This window comes from Achromobacter sp. B7 (assembly GCF_003600685.1).
In the GTDB taxonomy this organism is placed as follows: Bacteria; Pseudomonadota; Gammaproteobacteria; order Burkholderiales; family Burkholderiaceae_B; genus Achromobacter; species Achromobacter spanius_B.
This window is the reverse complement of the sequence record NZ_CP032084.1, coordinates 3,560,171-3,574,890: the sequence shown is the minus strand read 5'-3', so window position 1 is coordinate 3,574,890 and position 14,720 is coordinate 3,560,171. Positions and strand designations below refer to the sequence as shown.

At 63.4% G+C, this 14,720-nt stretch carries 17 protein-coding genes; 15 read left to right on the top strand and 2 right to left on the bottom strand.

The annotated features are described in order from the left end of the window. Positions 1 to 81 precede the first annotated feature (81 nt). The 9 genes from iscR to DVB37_RS15955 all read left to right on the top strand — a co-directional run bounded on the left by iscR (position 82) and on the right by DVB37_RS15955 (position 6,642). Complete coding sequence (iscR, locus tag DVB37_RS15995) at positions 82 to 624, top strand: Fe-S cluster assembly transcriptional regulator IscR (protein ID WP_006220176.1); 543 nt, start codon at positions 82 to 84, stop codon at positions 622 to 624. A gap of 21 nt (positions 625 to 645) precedes the next feature. Beyond that, positions 646 to 1,857 carry an IscS subfamily cysteine desulfurase gene (locus DVB37_RS15990; protein WP_046805794.1) on the top strand — a complete coding sequence of 404 codons (1,212 nt, stop codon included), beginning with the start codon at positions 646 to 648 and terminating at the stop codon, positions 1,855 to 1,857. A gap of 33 nt (positions 1,858 to 1,890) precedes the next feature. Then, complete coding sequence (gene iscU, locus DVB37_RS15985; protein ID WP_006220174.1) at positions 1,891 to 2,295, top strand: Fe-S cluster assembly scaffold IscU; 405 nt, start codon at positions 1,891 to 1,893, stop codon at positions 2,293 to 2,295. Between the two features lie 2 nt (positions 2,296 to 2,297). Beyond that, entirely contained in the window at positions 2,298 to 2,621 is a 324-nt protein-coding gene (gene iscA / locus DVB37_RS15980) for an iron-sulfur cluster assembly protein IscA (protein WP_006220173.1), read from the top strand. A 3-nt stretch (positions 2,622 to 2,624) separates the two neighbouring features. After that, positions 2,625 to 3,137: a Fe-S protein assembly co-chaperone HscB gene (gene hscB / locus DVB37_RS15975; RefSeq protein ID WP_120156163.1), complete on the top strand. Its 513-nt coding sequence runs from the start codon at positions 2,625 to 2,627 to the stop codon at positions 3,135 to 3,137. Between the two features lie 73 nt (positions 3,138 to 3,210). Next, positions 3,211 to 5,073, top strand: a complete 1,863-nt coding sequence (gene hscA / locus DVB37_RS15970) for a Fe-S protein assembly chaperone HscA (RefSeq protein ID WP_120156162.1) — start codon at positions 3,211 to 3,213, stop codon at positions 5,071 to 5,073. A gap of 9 nt (positions 5,074 to 5,082) precedes the next feature. Next, on the top strand, positions 5,083 to 5,424 hold the full coding sequence (fdx, locus tag DVB37_RS15965; protein WP_046805791.1) for an ISC system 2Fe-2S type ferredoxin: 342 nt from the start codon (positions 5,083 to 5,085) through the stop codon (positions 5,422 to 5,424). Further along, a complete protein-coding gene (gene iscX / locus DVB37_RS15960) occupies positions 5,424 to 5,618 on the top strand; it encodes a Fe-S cluster assembly protein IscX (RefSeq protein ID WP_046805790.1) in 195 nt (64 codons plus the stop codon). Before fdx ends, iscX begins: the two co-directional genes overlap by 1 nt. A 133-nt stretch (positions 5,619 to 5,751) precedes the next feature. After that, positions 5,752 to 6,642 carry a methylglyoxal synthase gene (locus tag DVB37_RS15955; protein WP_046805789.1) on the top strand — a complete coding sequence of 297 codons (891 nt, stop codon included), beginning with the start codon at positions 5,752 to 5,754 and terminating at the stop codon, positions 6,640 to 6,642. 8 nt (positions 6,643 to 6,650) lie between these two features. On the opposite strand, the gene DVB37_RS15950 is transcribed toward DVB37_RS15955, so the two are convergent. Then, positions 6,651 to 7,586 (bottom strand): LysR family transcriptional regulator, encoded by a 936-nt coding sequence (locus DVB37_RS15950; protein WP_162941223.1) that lies wholly within the window; start codon positions 7,584 to 7,586, stop codon positions 6,651 to 6,653. Positions 7,587 to 7,714: 128 nt separating this feature from the next. Between DVB37_RS15950 and DVB37_RS15945 the strand changes: the two genes are divergently transcribed. The 3 genes from DVB37_RS15945 to DVB37_RS15935 are packed head-to-tail and all read left to right on the top strand — an operon-like array spanning position 7,715 to position 10,781. Then, positions 7,715 to 8,686 carry a tripartite tricarboxylate transporter substrate binding protein gene (locus tag DVB37_RS15945; protein ID WP_120156161.1) on the top strand — a complete coding sequence of 324 codons (972 nt, stop codon included), beginning with the start codon at positions 7,715 to 7,717 and terminating at the stop codon, positions 8,684 to 8,686. A 5-nt stretch (positions 8,687 to 8,691) separates the two neighbouring features. Further along, entirely contained in the window at positions 8,692 to 10,011 is a 1,320-nt protein-coding gene (locus DVB37_RS15940; protein WP_240433892.1) for a CaiB/BaiF CoA-transferase family protein, read from the top strand. Then, entirely contained in the window at positions 10,008 to 10,781 is a 774-nt protein-coding gene (locus tag DVB37_RS15935) for an enoyl-CoA hydratase/isomerase family protein (protein WP_120156160.1), read from the top strand. Before DVB37_RS15940 ends, DVB37_RS15935 begins: the two co-directional genes overlap by 4 nt. A 74-nt stretch (positions 10,782 to 10,855) precedes the next feature. Here the strand turns inward: DVB37_RS15935 and DVB37_RS15930 are convergent, their stop codons facing one another. Further along, positions 10,856 to 11,656 carry an enoyl-CoA hydratase/isomerase family protein gene (locus DVB37_RS15930; RefSeq protein WP_120156159.1) on the bottom strand — a complete coding sequence of 267 codons (801 nt, stop codon included), beginning with the start codon at positions 11,654 to 11,656 and terminating at the stop codon, positions 10,856 to 10,858. Positions 11,657 to 11,938: 282 nt separating this feature from the next. Here DVB37_RS15930 and DVB37_RS15925 point away from each other — a divergent pair, with 282 nt between their 5' ends. From DVB37_RS15925 to DVB37_RS15915, 3 genes are read left to right on the top strand one after another with little or no spacing between them, the layout of a single operon-like run. Next, positions 11,939 to 12,763 carry an ABC transporter ATP-binding protein gene (locus DVB37_RS15925; RefSeq protein WP_162941222.1) on the top strand — a complete coding sequence of 275 codons (825 nt, stop codon included), beginning with the start codon at positions 11,939 to 11,941 and terminating at the stop codon, positions 12,761 to 12,763. Then, positions 12,763 to 13,641 carry a branched-chain amino acid ABC transporter permease gene (locus DVB37_RS15920; RefSeq protein WP_046805786.1) on the top strand — a complete coding sequence of 293 codons (879 nt, stop codon included), beginning with the start codon at positions 12,763 to 12,765 and terminating at the stop codon, positions 13,639 to 13,641. Before DVB37_RS15925 ends, DVB37_RS15920 begins: the two co-directional genes overlap by 1 nt. 3 nt (positions 13,642 to 13,644) lie before the next feature. Next, positions 13,645 to 14,682, top strand: coding sequence for a branched-chain amino acid ABC transporter permease (locus DVB37_RS15915; protein WP_046805785.1), 1,038 nt, complete (start codon positions 13,645 to 13,647; stop codon positions 14,680 to 14,682). Positions 14,683 to 14,720 lie beyond the last annotated feature (38 nt).

The window sequence follows — 14,720 nt, the reverse complement described above, 5'->3', positions numbered from 1 at the left end:
ATAGGCTATACTTGACCCAATTACTCGGGTATTGACCGCCGGATTCGCTGGCGGCCATTGCCGAATCACAGGGAACCCACCATGCGGCTAACTACCAAAGGGCGTTTCGCCGTGACTGCCATGATCGATCTCGCGATGCGCCAGCACAGCGGCCCGGTCACTCTTGCGGCCATCAGCCAGCGTCAAAACATCTCGCTTTCCTATCTGGAACAGCTGTTCGGGAAACTGCGTCGCCACGAACTCGTGGACAGCGTGCGCGGCCCGGGCGGCGGTTATTCGCTTGCGCGCCTTGCACGCAATGTGACCGTCGCGGACATCATCTTTGCAGTGGACGAGCCGCTGGACGCCACCAGCTGTGGCGGCAAGCGCGACTGTACAAGCGGCAATGACGGCAAGCCCGGCAAGTGCATGACGCACGAACTCTGGGCGACGTTGAACCGCAAGATGGTCGATTACCTGGATTCGGTGTCCCTGCAAGATCTGGTCGATCAGCAGCGCGTGCGCCAGTTGCAGGAAGCCAGCAATCAAGCGCAGGCCTGCGCAGTACGTGTCAATCGGGTGGGCGGCGCCAATGCCGCTGCCAATTCCCCGACCACGACCGTCGCGGCTAACGCCACCGTATAAGCAGTATCAGGAGTTGTAGACATGACCACCCGTCCGATTTATTTTGATTATTCGGCCACCACCCCCGTCGACCCGCGCGTCGTGGACAAGATGGTGCCGTGGCTGTACGAGAACTTCGGCAATCCGGCCTCCCGTAGCCATGCGTATGGTTGGGATTCGGAAGAAGCCGTCGAACGCGCCCGCGAAGAAGTCGCCAAGCTGGTCAACGCCGACCCGCGAGAGATCGTCTGGACTTCTGGTGCGACCGAGTCCAATAACCTGGCCATCAAGGGCGCTGCGAATTTCTACGCGGAACGCGGCAAGCACGTCATCACCGTCAAGACCGAGCACAAAGCAGTGCTTGACACCTGTCGCGAGCTGGAACGCCAGGGTTTTGAAGTTACCTACCTGAACGTGAAGGACGACGGTCTGATCGACCTGGACACGTTCAAAGCCGCGCTGCGCCCTGATACGGTGCTGGTGTCGGTGATGATGGTGAACAACGAAATCGGCGTCATCCAGGACATCGAATCGCTGGGCGAAATCTGCCGCGAAAAGGGCATCATTTTCCACGTCGACGCCGCTCAGGCGACTGGCAAGGTGGAAATCGACCTGCAAAAGCTGAAGGTTGATCTGATGTCGTTTTCGGCGCACAAGACGTACGGCCCGAAGGGTATCGGCGCGCTGTATGTGCGTCGCAAGCCGCGCATCCGTATCGAAGCGCAAATGCACGGTGGCGGCCACGAGCGCGGTTTCCGCTCGGGCACGCTGGCTACGCACCAGATTGTCGGCATGGGCGAGGCTTTCCGCCTGGCGCGCGAAGAAATGGGTACCGAGAACGAGCGCATCCGCATGCTGCGTGATCGCCTGTGGAATGGCCTGTCGCAGATCGAAGAGGTCTATCTGAACGGCGACATGGACCAGCGTGTACCGCACAACTTGAACGTCAGCTTCAACTATGTCGAAGGCGAGTCCCTGATCATGGCGATCAAGGAACTGGCCGTTTCCAGCGGCTCGGCTTGCACGTCTGCCAGCTTGGAACCGTCGTACGTGTTGCGTGCCCTGGGCCGCAATGACGAACTGGCGCACAGTTCCATCCGTTTCACGCTCGGCCGCTTCACGACCGAAAAGGAAGTGGACTACGCGATTGAATTGCTCAAGAGCCGCGTTGGCAAGCTGCGCGATATGTCGCCGCTGTGGGAAATGGCCAAGGAAGGCATTGACTTGAACACCGTGCAGTGGGCCGCGCACTAAGCGCCCGCGCCAAGAAATACGTGGAGAAATAACATGTCTTACAGCACCAAAGTTCTGGATCACTACGAAAACCCGCGCAACGTCGGTTCGTTCGACAAGTCGGACGAATCGGTTGGCACCGGCATGGTCGGCGCGCCCGCCTGTGGCGACGTCATGAAGTTGCAGATCAAGGTCAATGAAGCCGGCGTGATCGAAGACGCGCGTTTCAAGACCTACGGCTGCGGCTCCGCCATTGCGTCCAGCTCGCTCGTGACCGAATGGGTCAAGGGCAAGACGCTGGATCAAGCGATGAACATCCGCAACACGCAGATCGCCGAAGAATTGGCGCTGCCGCCGGTGAAGGTGCACTGTTCCATCCTGGCCGAAGACGCTATCAAGGCCGCGGTGCAGAACTACAAAGAGAAGCATTCGGCCCCGGCCGAAGCGGTGGCAGGCTGATCATGTCCGTTACCCTAACCCAACAGGCTGCCACCCACATCGGCCGCTACTTGCAAAAGCGCGGAAAGGGTATCGGCTTGCGGCTCGGCGTTAGGACGACGGGCTGTTCCGGCATGGCCTACAAGTTGGAATATGTGGACGACTCGGCGCCGGAAGACGTCGTGTTCGAAAGCTTCGGCGTAAAGGTCTTCATTGACCCCAAAAGCCTGGCTTACCTGGACGGAACCGAGCTTGATTACGCCCGCGAAGGCTTGAACGAAGGCTTCAAGTTCCGCAACCCCAACGAGAAGGCGACCTGCGGCTGCGGCGAGTCGTTCACGGTGTAAGTCTTGGCTGTAGACGACCACTTCAGCCTGTTCGGCTTGCCGGCCCGCTTTGACCTGGATGCGCAAGCACTGGAAACGTCGTGGCGAGCCGTCGCGGCGCAGGTGCATCCCGATCGCTATGCCACCGCCAGCCCCGCCGAGCGCCGTGTCGCCATGCAATGGGCGGCGCGTGCCAATGAGGCGTATCGCGTTTTGCGCGATCCCTTGCTGCGGGCCCGCTATCTGTGCGAACAGGCGGGCGTGGACTTGCAGACCGAGAGCAACACGTCCATGGACACGGCGTTCCTGATGCAGCAGATGACGTGGCGCGAAATGCTGGACGACGCGCGTGACGACGCTGACGCGCTGGCGACCCTGCGCGCGGAACTGGACGAGGCTCGCGTGTCGATGCGCGCCACGCTCAAGCGCCTGCTGGACGATGAGCACGACCATGCCGCCGCGGGCCTTAAGGTACGCGAATGGATGTTCGTGGAAAAACTGGCGCAAGAGCTGGCGCACGCCCAGCCCGCTGGATAGCCAACGCTGCGTTGTGGCGCCCGAGCACCGGGTGCCTGCACATCGCCGCCAACTGACCAGAAAAAAATAGATCATGGCCTTATTGCAGATATCCGAGCCCGGTGAATCGCCCGCGCCGCACCAGCGCAAGCTGGCGGTGGGGATCGATCTGGGCACTACCAATTCCCTCGTTGCGGCAGTGCGCAGCAGCGTGGCTGAAGTGCTGCCCGATGCGCAGGGCCATGCCCTGCTGCCGTCGGCGGTGCGCTACCTGCCGGGTGGCAAGGTCACAACGGGCCGCGAGCCCCTCGCGCAGCAAGCCGAAGACCCCTTGAATACCGTAGTTTCCGTGAAGCGATTCATGGGCCGTTCGCTGGAAGAGGCGCGCGCCACGCGTGCGCCTTATGAATTTGTGGACGCGCCCGGCATGGTCCGGATCCGCACGGTGCAGGGCGATTTGAGCCCTGTTGAAGTGTCGGCCCAGATTCTGGCGGTGCTGCGTCAGCGCGCCGAAGACGTATTGGGCGATGACTTGGTGGGCGCGGTGATTACCGTGCCCGCTTACTTTGACGACGCCCAGCGCCAGGCAACGCGCGACGCCGCGCGGCTGGCCGGGCTGAACGTGCTGCGCCTTCTGAACGAACCGACCGCTGCCGCCATCGCCTATGGCTTGGACCACGCATCGGAAGGCGTTTATGCCGTCTATGACCTGGGCGGCGGCACCTTTGATATTTCCATCTTGCGGCTGACGCAGGGCGTATTCGAAGTGATCTCCACCGGCGGCGACACGGCGCTGGGGGGTGACGATTTTGATGCGTTGATTGTCGATCACGCCGTGGCCAAGCTGGCGGCCGGCGAGTTTTCTGCCGCTGACCGGCGCGGTTTGTTGATGGCTGCGCGCGCCGCGCGTGAAGCCTTGTCCAGCGCGGACAGCGCGACGCTGAAGCTGGCGCTGGCCGACGGCCGCAACGTGGATCTGGTACTGACCCGCGCCGAATTCGAAACCTTGGCCCAGCCGCTTATCGAACGCACGCTGGATTGCGCGCGCCGCGCGCTGCGCGATGCGTCTTTGACGCCGGCGGACGTGAAAGGCGTGGTGATGGTGGGTGGCGCGACGCGCATGCCTGTCGTGCGGGCCGCAGTGGGCAAGGTGTTTGGCACGGAGCCCCTGACCGACCTGGACCCGGATCAAGTCGTCGCGCTGGGCGCGGCGTTGCAGGCGAATCTGCTGGCCGGTAATCGCGCACCGGGTGAAGATTGGCTGCTGCTGGACGTGATTCCGCTGTCGCTGGGTCTGGAAACCATGGGCGGGCTGGTTGAACGGGTGATCCCGCGCAACAGCACCATTCCCGTGGCGCGCGCCCAGGAGTTCACCACGTTCAAGGACGGCCAGACCGCCATGAGCATTCATGTGGTGCAGGGCGAACGCGACCTGGTGGCGGACTCCCGTTCCCTGGCTCGCTTCGAACTGCGCGGCATTCCGCCGATGGTGGCGGGCGCCGCGCGCATCCGCGTGACGTTCCAGGTGGATGCCGACGGCTTGCTCAGCGTGACTGCGCGCGAGCAAAGCACGGGCGTCGAGGCCGCCGTGTCGGTCAAGCCGTCTTACGGATTAAGCGACGACGAAATTGCCCAGATGCTGGCCGACAGCGTGGCGCAAGCCGATACCGACGCCCGCGCCCGCATGTTGCGCGAGCAGCAAGTGGACGCGCGCCAGTTGGTGGAGTCCGTACAAGCCGCGCTGGCGGTTGACGGCGACCTTCTGGACGCCGACGAGCGCCGCCGCGTTGATGAATGCCTGCAAGCCGCCATCGACGCCCAAGCTGCCGACGATGTGGACACCGTGAAGGGCGCCGTGCAGGCCTTGTCGGCCGCAACCGACGACTTCGCCGCGCGCCGCATGGACCGCAGCATTCGCGCCGCCTTGGCGGGTCGAAAACTTGATGAGATTGCCTGATAAGACGCTATGCCGAAACTGACTGTATTGCCTCATCCCGACTACTGTCCTGAAGGCGCCGTAATCGAGGACGCGCCCAAGGGCGTGTCGATCTGCCGCATTTTGCTGGACAACCATATCGACATCGAGCACGCCTGCGAACTATCGTGTGCGTGCACCACCTGTCATGTGGTCATCAAGCAGGGCTATTCCGCACTGGAAGACGCGACGGACGACGAAGAGGACTTGCTGGACAAGGCTTGGGGCTTGACGCCCACGTCGCGCCTGTCGTGCCAGGCGCTGGTGACCGATGCTGATCTGACGGTTGAAATTCCCAAGTACACCATCAACCATGCCAAAGAGGGCCATTGATGAAGTGGACCGATACCTACGACGTTGCGGCCGCCCTGGTCGACGCGCATCCTGACGTGGACCCCAAAACGCTGCGCTTCACGCAGCTGCGCGAATGGGTCATGGCCTTGCCTGGTTTCAACGACGACCCCGCCCACTGTGGCGAAAAAATCCTTGAAGCCATCCAGATGGCTTGGATCGACGAAGCGGACTGACCGCATCAAACAAAAACGCTCCCGGATGGGGGCGTTTTTGTTTGCGCGGCCGTCGTGCCGCCGTGCCGCCGTCAAGCGGCCACGTTATCATCAAGGATCCGTACGTTGTGTTCCACCTTGTCCGAGTCTACTGATGCCCGCTGCTCCATTGCGCTTTGGCCTGGCCGCCAACCGGCTGCACCACGAAACCCCCGATGCCGCTTTGTTCACCTGGTTGCGCGCGTGCTCGTCCACGATACGCGAGCTGGGCGTCCAACTGCACACCGTCGGCCGCACCCATGACGCCATCGTGCGCGAAGGGATGTTGCAGGGCTACAGCGGGCTGATCCGGTATCCCTACGGGCGCGAAGGCGGACTGATGAAGCTGGTGGCGCGCGTGACCGAAGGGCGCGACGGGCAGGCGCCGTTCGACGGCGCTATCTATCTGATCGACCCGGTGGATCCGTCGTCGATTTTCCCGGAAGCCTTGGCGTTAAAGCGTCAGTGCATCACGCATGGCCGACCGTTTATTTCAACGGTGGCCGGTGCCATCGAATGGATGGAAGTGGAACGCGTGCATGCCGGGTTGGCGCCTGATGCGTCCGTGTCGCGTCTGTTCAACTTTACGGGCCAGACGCTGGCCATGATCGCGCACGATGCGCTCAAAGACGAGATGGTGGCGTTTGCCAGCGAGCATTTCGACGTGTTGTCGCAGTTTGCCCGGCGCGTGGCGACAGGCACCACAGGCGGCCGGCTGAACGAATTGGCATGGTCGCGCGGGTGGCCCAAGGATACGCCGTGGGTGCATCGCTACCTGAGCGGTCCGCTGGGCGGCGACGCGCAGATTGCCGAACTGGTGCTTGAGCATCAGTGCCAGCGCGTGATCTTCTTCGAAGACCCGCATGTGGCGCGCCAGCACGAGGCCGACATTCAACTGCTTGAACGCGCCGTGCGCGTGGTGACCGACTCCGCCACCTGCGCAACCTCGCCGACCGTGGCGCGGCGCTGGGCGCAGGCGGTCGAGAAGCGCGCCGGCCTGATCTGACACGCGAGCTAACCGGGCAAGCCGCCATCGATGATGATCCGGCTTACCCGGTCCGCCACGGCGTTGGCCGCCATGGACAGCGGCAGCACGTCCGAACGGCATAGGAATACCGGCCGCGTCAGGCGCGGCGCTTTTATCCGGCGCAGCGACACCTCGCCGCGCATCGCCTCTTTGCGCACGGCTTCGTAGGACAGGATCGTGTGCGCCAGCCCGGCGTGAACCAGTTCTATCAATTGCGGGATCGCGTTGGCTTCTGCAATGACGCGAAACGCCGTGCGTTCCTGCTGCTGATACTTGTCCAGCAGCCGCCGCAAACTATGTGGATTGCCGGGCAAAACCAGCGGTAGTTTGGCCAGGGCGCCTAACCCCATCTTGGGTAACGCGGCCAACTGCCCGGACCACGCTTTTGCACCACCGCGTGCTGCCGGTGGCGACACCACCACCAGTTCCTCATCGATCAAATGCTGAAAATGCAGGTCCACGGCCGCGTCGTCGCTGAACGTCAGGCCCAGGTCGGCGTGTCCCGAACTGACGAAACCCGGGATGTATCCGGTGCTGGATTCGATGATCTTCAAATAGACGTCGGGCCAGGTTTGCAGGCTGAATCGCAGCAGCGGTACGGCCACAAGCTTGGCCATGGACATTGACATGGCCAAGGACACCGTGCCGCGCGGGGCGACCAGGTCTTCGCGCACATCGGCGCGCGCCGCGTCGATGCGGCCCAGTATCTCGCGGGCGTGAGACAACAGTCGTGCCCCAGCGGCGGTGGCGGTGACGCCGCGCGATGTCCGGTGCAGCAGCACCACGCCCAAATCTTCTTCGAGGTTGCGGATCAACAGGCTAAGCGCGGGCTGCGCGACATGCAGCGCGGCCGCCGCGCGGCTGATCGAGCCGGTTGAAACCACCGCAACAAAGCACTGCATTGCACGAATCGACATCGACATTGAAAGGTCCTGGTCGGGATTGCCTATAACAATTTTATGATAGCCCGCATATAAAAACGGTATTTCTCATATAACTACCCGCTTTGCATAATGCAGCCGCCACCATCGAAAAAACACAAGGAGACATCATGGCGCTGATGAAAGCACTGGCCACCGCGATTGCCGCGGCGGTTCTGGCAACGCCCGCGGTCGCGGATACCTGGCCGTCCAAACCCATTACGTTGCTGGTGCCGTTTTCCGCGGGCGGCCCCACGGATTTCATCGCACGCCTGGTGGCTGATCCGCTGTCGCGCGAGTTGGGCCAGCAAGTCATCGTGCAGAACAAGCCGGGCGCCAGCGGCAACGTCGGCTATCAAAGTGTGCTGAATGGGCCCGCCGACGGCTACACGCTGATGCACAACACCGTTGGCATGCAGGCCATCAACCCGTTGATGTATCCCAGCGCCAACATGCAGCCGCTGACCGACTATGTGCCGGTTGGCACAACCGGCGCCATGCCGAACCTGCTGGTCGTCAACCCGGAGCGCACTCCGGTCAAGACGCTGGCTCAGCTGGTGGAGCGTGGCCGCGCAGCCTCTCATGGCCTGAGCTACGCCACGTTTGGGCCGGGCAGTTCGCCGCATGTGTATGGCGCGCTGTTGCAGAAGCTGGCGAAGTTTGACGCCGTGGGCGTGGCATACAAGGGCAGCGCCAACGCCGTGACCGATGTGATCGGCGGCCAGGTCGATTTTCTGTTCGACAGCATGTCGACCAGCATCGGGCAGGTGCAGGCGGGCAGGCTGCGGGCCCTGGCCATCACGTCGGGCGCGCGGTCGCCGCTGCTGCCGGATGTGCCCACCTTGAAAGAGGCCGGCTACGCGGCACTGGACTTGAAGTTCTGGTTCTCGCTGCAAGTGCCGGCCGGCACGCCGCCCGAGGTCGTGGCAAAGCTGCGCACGGCCGTGGCCAATGTGGTGGCCAGTGAAGCGTATCGCAAGGCCATGCAGGAACGTGGCGCCGAAGCGTTGTCCGTGCCGCCGGCCGAGCTTGACGCGTTCTTCAAGCGTGAAACGGCTCAATGGACCCATGCCGCCCACACCGTCGGATTGAAGGCTGAATGATGAACATGCCGACTCCTACGCGCATGGCGCCACTGAAAGACATTACGGTGCTGGATCTGAGCAAGGTGCTGGCCGGCCCGTTGTGCGGCCAGTATCTGGGCGAGCTGGGCGCGCGCGTCATCAAGGTTGAGCCCGTGGGCACCGGCGACGACACGCGCGCCTGGTTGCCGCAGGACACCGGGCAATCCGCCACGTTCCTGGCCGTCAACCACAACAAGCGCAGCCTGGCCGTCGACTTGAAATCCGACGCGGGCAGGGCAGTGGTGCATCGGCTGGCCCAGCAGGCGGATGTGGTGTTGCAGGGGTTCGGCGGCAAGACCGCCGCGCGGCTCGGCGTTGACTACGAGACGCTGGCCCGCCTGAATCCGGCGCTGATCTATTGCGAAATTTCCGGGTATGGCCGCGAAGGTCCGATGGGTGACGAGCCCGGTTATGACGTGATGCTGCAAGCCTTCAGCGGCATGATCAGCACCATGGGGGAGCCGGGCGGCAACTTCGCCCGCGCCAGCTTTTCGCCGGTGGACCTGGGCACCGGGTCGTTTGCGTTAAGTGGCATTCTGGCGGCGCTGCTTCAGCGTGCGCAGACGGGGCAAGGAAAGTATCTGGACGTGTCGTTGCTGGATACCTCATTGGGCTTGATGTCGTACATGGCGCAGAATTATTGGCGCACTGGCCAGATTCCGCGTCGCATGGGCACGGGCCACCCGGCGATGTGCCCATATCAGGCGTTTCGCGCGGCGGATGGCGACCTGATGCTGGGCGTGGGCAATGACGCACAATGGCAGCGCTTTTGTGCCGTCGCCGGTTTGCAGGACAAGGTGAACGATCCGGAATTCGCCAGCAACGCGGCGCGCGTGCGCAACTTTGACGCGACCGTGGCATTGGTGCAGGCGCGGATTGCGACGCGAACGGTGGCCGACTGGATCGCCACGCTCAAGCCCGCCGGCATTGCCTGTTCGGCCATACACACGCTGGACCAGGCGCTGTCGCACCCGCAGGTGGCGGCACGCGAACTCATCGTCAGCAGCCAGCATCCAGTGCTGGGTACGGTTCAGAACGTGGGCTTGCCCGTGCGGTTCGGCAAGCAGCCGCGCCACGCCGCCATGCCTGCGCCGCTGCTTGGACAGCACAGCCGCGAGATTCTGGCAGACTTGGGCTACACGCCCGACGACATCGACGCCTTGCTTGCCGCCGGCAGCGTGCAGGAAGCACCCCAGCAAGCCCCCCAGCAAGCCCCCCAGCAAGCCCCCCAGCAAGCCCCCCAGCAAGCACCCCAACAAGCAGCCCAAGCGTCGCCCCACACAGCACTCGGAGAACCATCTTGACCCATCTACGCTACGAAGTGCGCGACCGGATCGCCGAGATTCACCTGTGCCATGCGCCGGTCAATGCACTGGATGTGGACATGCTGGATGCGTTGATCGCCGCGCTGGAGCGCGCCAATGCCGATACGGCCGTGCGCGCGGTGCTGCTGGCCAGCGATCTTCCCGGCCGCTTCTGCGCCGGGTTGGACATGAAGAAATTGATGGCCAGTTCAGCCGGCGAAATCCATGCGCTGTTGTCCCGGCTGTACGTCAAGCTCTACGACGCGCAATTCAACCTGACCAAGCCGTCGATATCCGTGGTGTCGGGCGCCGTGCGCGGCGGCGGCATGACGGTGGCCATTTCCAGCGACATGATCGTGGCGGCCAACAACGCCACGTTCGGGTATCCCGAGATTGATGTTGGTGTGCTGCCGGCCATTCACTACGCGCATCTGCCTGCCATCGTGGGCAAGCATCGCGCGTTTGATCTGCTCTTTACCGGCCGCACATTCAGTGCGCAGGAAGCGCACGCGCTGGGCCTGGTGGCGCGCGTTGAAGAAGAAGCCCAGTTGTTGGCGCAGGCGCGCCAGTTGGCGCAATCGTTGGCAAGCAAGCCGCCACAGGTGCTGGCCATGGGCCGCCGCGCGTTCGTGTTTGCCAACGATAACGACTACCGCCGCAAGCTGGCGACCGCTGTCGAGGTGTTTTGCAACGCTGCCGCCACGCTGGATGCCGCTGAGGGACTGTCGGCGTTCGTGGAAAAGCGTGCGCCGGTTTGGAAGGAAGCGTAGGGAACAACAACGGCGGGGAGGGTCCATGAAGGCCGCGCGCCGCTCACGAACCCCTAACGCCCCTGCCCGGGCTATTACCCCTTGAACTGCGGCGCGCGTTTTTCGCGGAACGCGCGCACGCCCTCGGCAAAGTCCGCCCGACCCGCGGAATCCAAAAAGCGCGCCGTCTCCTCGGCCAGTTGCGTCTCCAAGGTGGCGTGCTGCGCGCTGCGCAGCAACGCCTTCGCACCTGCAATTCCATGCGGCGCGTGGCGGGCCAGTTCCTGGGCGTAGCGTGCACCCGCCTCAGCCAGATCCGAAGCGGGCGCGCTGCGGTTAAGAATGCCCCATGCCAACGCATCGCTTGCCGTGAAGGCATCGTGTCGCAGCAGCAGGTCCAGCGCGCGCCGTGCGCCCAGCACGCGAACCAGCCCGTGCGTCATACCCGCGTCGGGCGTTGCGCCCAGCTTCAAGTACGCAGTCATGAAGCGTGTGTCGTTATCGGCAATGGCCAGATCGCAGGCCAGCACCAGCGACAAGCCAGCGCCCGCCGCGACGCCATGCGCTTGTGCCAACCAGATCTTGTCCATGCGTGCGATGCGCGCGATGAAATCATTCAGCGGCGTGAACAGGTCCAGCAAGGTCGCGCGCACCTGCGCCGCTTCGCCGGTGAACATGCTGATGTCGCCGCCGGCGCAAAACGCCTTGCCCGCCGCACGCAACCGAACGACCCGAATATCCTTCTGCGTTTCCAGCCATTGCGCGGCGCGTTGCAGGTCGCGCGCCATGGCGACGTCGATGGCGTTAAGCGTGTCGGGGCGGTTCAGCGTGACGGTGGCCAGCGTGCCGTCCGCCTCCAGCAGCACGGAATCGAACGTGGGAAGTTCCTGGGTCATGGCGTGTCTCCGTTATCGGGTAAGTACCAACTGTCGATCCAAAAACCGCGATGCTATGGTCTGAACCGAGCGCTTGCTTGGTTTTGTTTTAAGCAGGCCTAGCGTAACGCATAGCACTGCCGCATAGCACTGTCGCATTGAACGATTTTCCGGCGCTGGATTGGCGTAGGTAAAAGACAGGTTCGTTGCATCGCCTGCCTGGCGGGTCGCCCGATTCATCGCCCAAAAAAATGTCCGCCACAAGGCGGCAAATAACTTCGCGATCAATCAGCGAGGAGACAAATGGTGGATCAGTCCGAACACGCTCCCTTGCTGGAGGTGGATGGCGTTACCTTGGCTTTTGGCGGCGTAAAAGCGCTGACGGGCGTGGGCTTCCGGGTGGCGCCCGGCACCATCACCACCGTCATCGGCCCCAACGGCGCAGGCAAGACGTCGCTGTTCAACACCATTTCCGGCTTCTACAAGCCGGCTGCAGGCCAGATCCGATTTGAAGGCCGCGACATCAGTCGCGTGGCGGCGCCCGAGCGCGCGCGAATGGGCCTGGCGCGCAGCTTTCAGAACATCGCGCTGTTTCGCGGCATGACGGTGCTGGACAACATCAAGCTGGGGCGCCACGCGCACCTGCGCACCAACGTGCTGGATGCGCTGCTGTACCTGGGCCGCGCGCGCCGCGAAGAAATGGCGCTGCGGGCTGACATCGAAGAACGCATCATCGACTTTCTTGAAATCGACCACATCCGCCATGCGCCCGTGGCGGCGTTGTCCTATGGGTTGCAAAAGCGCGTGGAACTGGCCCGCGCGCTGGCCATGCAGCCCAAGGTGCTGATGCTGGACGAACCCGTGGCCGGCATGAATCGCGAAGAAACCGACGACATGGCGCGCTTCATCTTGGATGCGCGCACCGAGTGGGGCGTGACGGTGCTGATGGTTGAGCACGACATGGGCATGGTGATGGACCTGTCGGATCACGTCGTGGTGCTGAACTTTGGCCAGGTGATTGCCGATGGCACGCCCGCCGAGGTGCAAGCCAACCCCGAGGTCATCAAAGCCTATCTGGGCGCGGGGGATGTGGGCGACCTGCGCCGCCGCCTGCGGGAGGCCGCGTGATGGATGCGCTGTTCTTCCTGGAAGTGACCCTGGCGGGACTGGGCAGTGGCGGCCTGTACGCGCTGGCTGCCCTGGCGTTCGTCATCGTCTACAAGGCCACGCGCGTCGTGAACATCGCCATCGGTGAATTCCTGATGCTGGGCGCCTATGTGTTCTACGCGTTTGCCACCGGCATGCAGTGGCCCATCTGGCTGGCCATTGTGGGTGCTGTCGTCGTGTCGGGCGCGTTGGGCGCGCTGGTCGAACGGCTGACGATACGGCCGATGCTGGGCGAAGCGCCCATCTCGGTATTCATGGTGACCGTGGGCCTGGCCTCGATTCTGGTGGGGGTGGTGGAACTGATCTGGACAGCGGATCAACGGCGCTTGCCGGAATTCATGCCGCGCTCGCCCGTGATGATCGGCGAGGCGTTTGTTGCGCCCAAGGTGTTCTACGGATTCTGGGTGGCGGTGGTGCTGGCGTTGCTGGTGCTGGTGGTGTTTCGCTACTGGCGCGGCGGCGTGGCCTTGCGCGCCACGGCGTCCGATCAGGGCGCGGCCTATGCGATGGGCATCAACGTGCCGCGCGTGTTCTCGTTGGCCTGGGTGGCGGCGGGCGCGCTGGCGGCGGTGTCGGGCGTGATCGTGGGCGCCATCGGCGGCATCTCTTCGTCGATGGGCGTGTTCGGCCTGTCGGTGTTGGTGGTGGTGATCGTGGGCGGCTTGGACAGCGTGGCGGGGGCGCTGGTGGGCGGTGTGTTCATCGGCTTGCTGGAAGCCTGGGCAGGCGCCTATCTGGGTGGCGAATTCAAGCTGCTGGCCACTTTCATCGTGCTGGTCGTGGTGCTGATGGTCAGGCCCTACGGCCTGTTTGGCACCCGTGAAATCGAGAGGCTCTGACCCATGCGCATCGCGACCGCGAAACAGACTTACCTGGCCGACGAGGCTCTGTTCGATACGCGCACCCAGCACGTGTGGCTGGCCTTGCTGGCGGCTTCGCTGGTGTTGTTCCCATTCGTGGCCGACGCGTACTGGTTGTACCTGGCCTGCCTGGTCGCCATCAATATCGCCAGTGCCACGGGCTTGAATATCCTGACGGGCTACACCGGGCTGGTCAGCCTGGGTCAAGCCGCGTTCATGGGGCTGGGCGCGTACACGGTGGCGGTGATGGAACTGCGCCTGGGTACGCCGGTGCTGGTCAATTTGCTGGGGGGCGGGGTGGTGGCCATGTTGGGCGGGCTGCTGGTGGGCATCCCGTCGTTGCGGGTGAAGGGCTTGTACCTGGCCATCGCCACCATCGCTGCGTCATTCATCGCGCATTTCATCTTTGCCAATTGGCAATTTACGGGCGGCACCACCGGCTTGCAGGTGCCCCCCGCGCGCTTGCTGGGCGTGGACCTGGACACGTCGTTCAAGATCTATTGGCTGATCGTGCCCGTGACGATCCTGATGGTGCTGGGCGCTGCCAACCTGTTTCGCACCCGCATCGGCCGCGCCTTCATCGCCATCCGCGACCGCGATATCTCGGCCGAAGTGCTGGGCATCCACCTGCTGCGCTACAAGCTGCTGTCGTTCGGGCTGTCGTCTTTTTATGCGGGCGTGGCGGGCGGCTTGTGGGCGTACTTCTTTCGCGTCGTCACGCCCGAGAGCTTTCCGCTGATCATGTCGATTTTTTTCCTGGCTGCGATCATCGTGGGCGGCATGGGCTCGATCCTGGGGGCCATCCTGGGCGCGGTCTTTATGACGATGGTGCCGGAACTGCTCAAGCTGATCGTCGGTTGGCTGCCCGTAGGGGGCGACGCGCTGCGCTTGGTATCGCCGGTGCGCACCATTGTTTTTGGCCTGCTGATCGTGGGCTTCCTGATCTTCGAGCCGCATGGGCTCGCGGAAATCTGGCGGCGCGTGCGTCGCTTCTTTCACCTGTGGCCATTCCGGACCTGAACGCGGATTGGCCGATTGCATGATCCAAAAAGACCCAA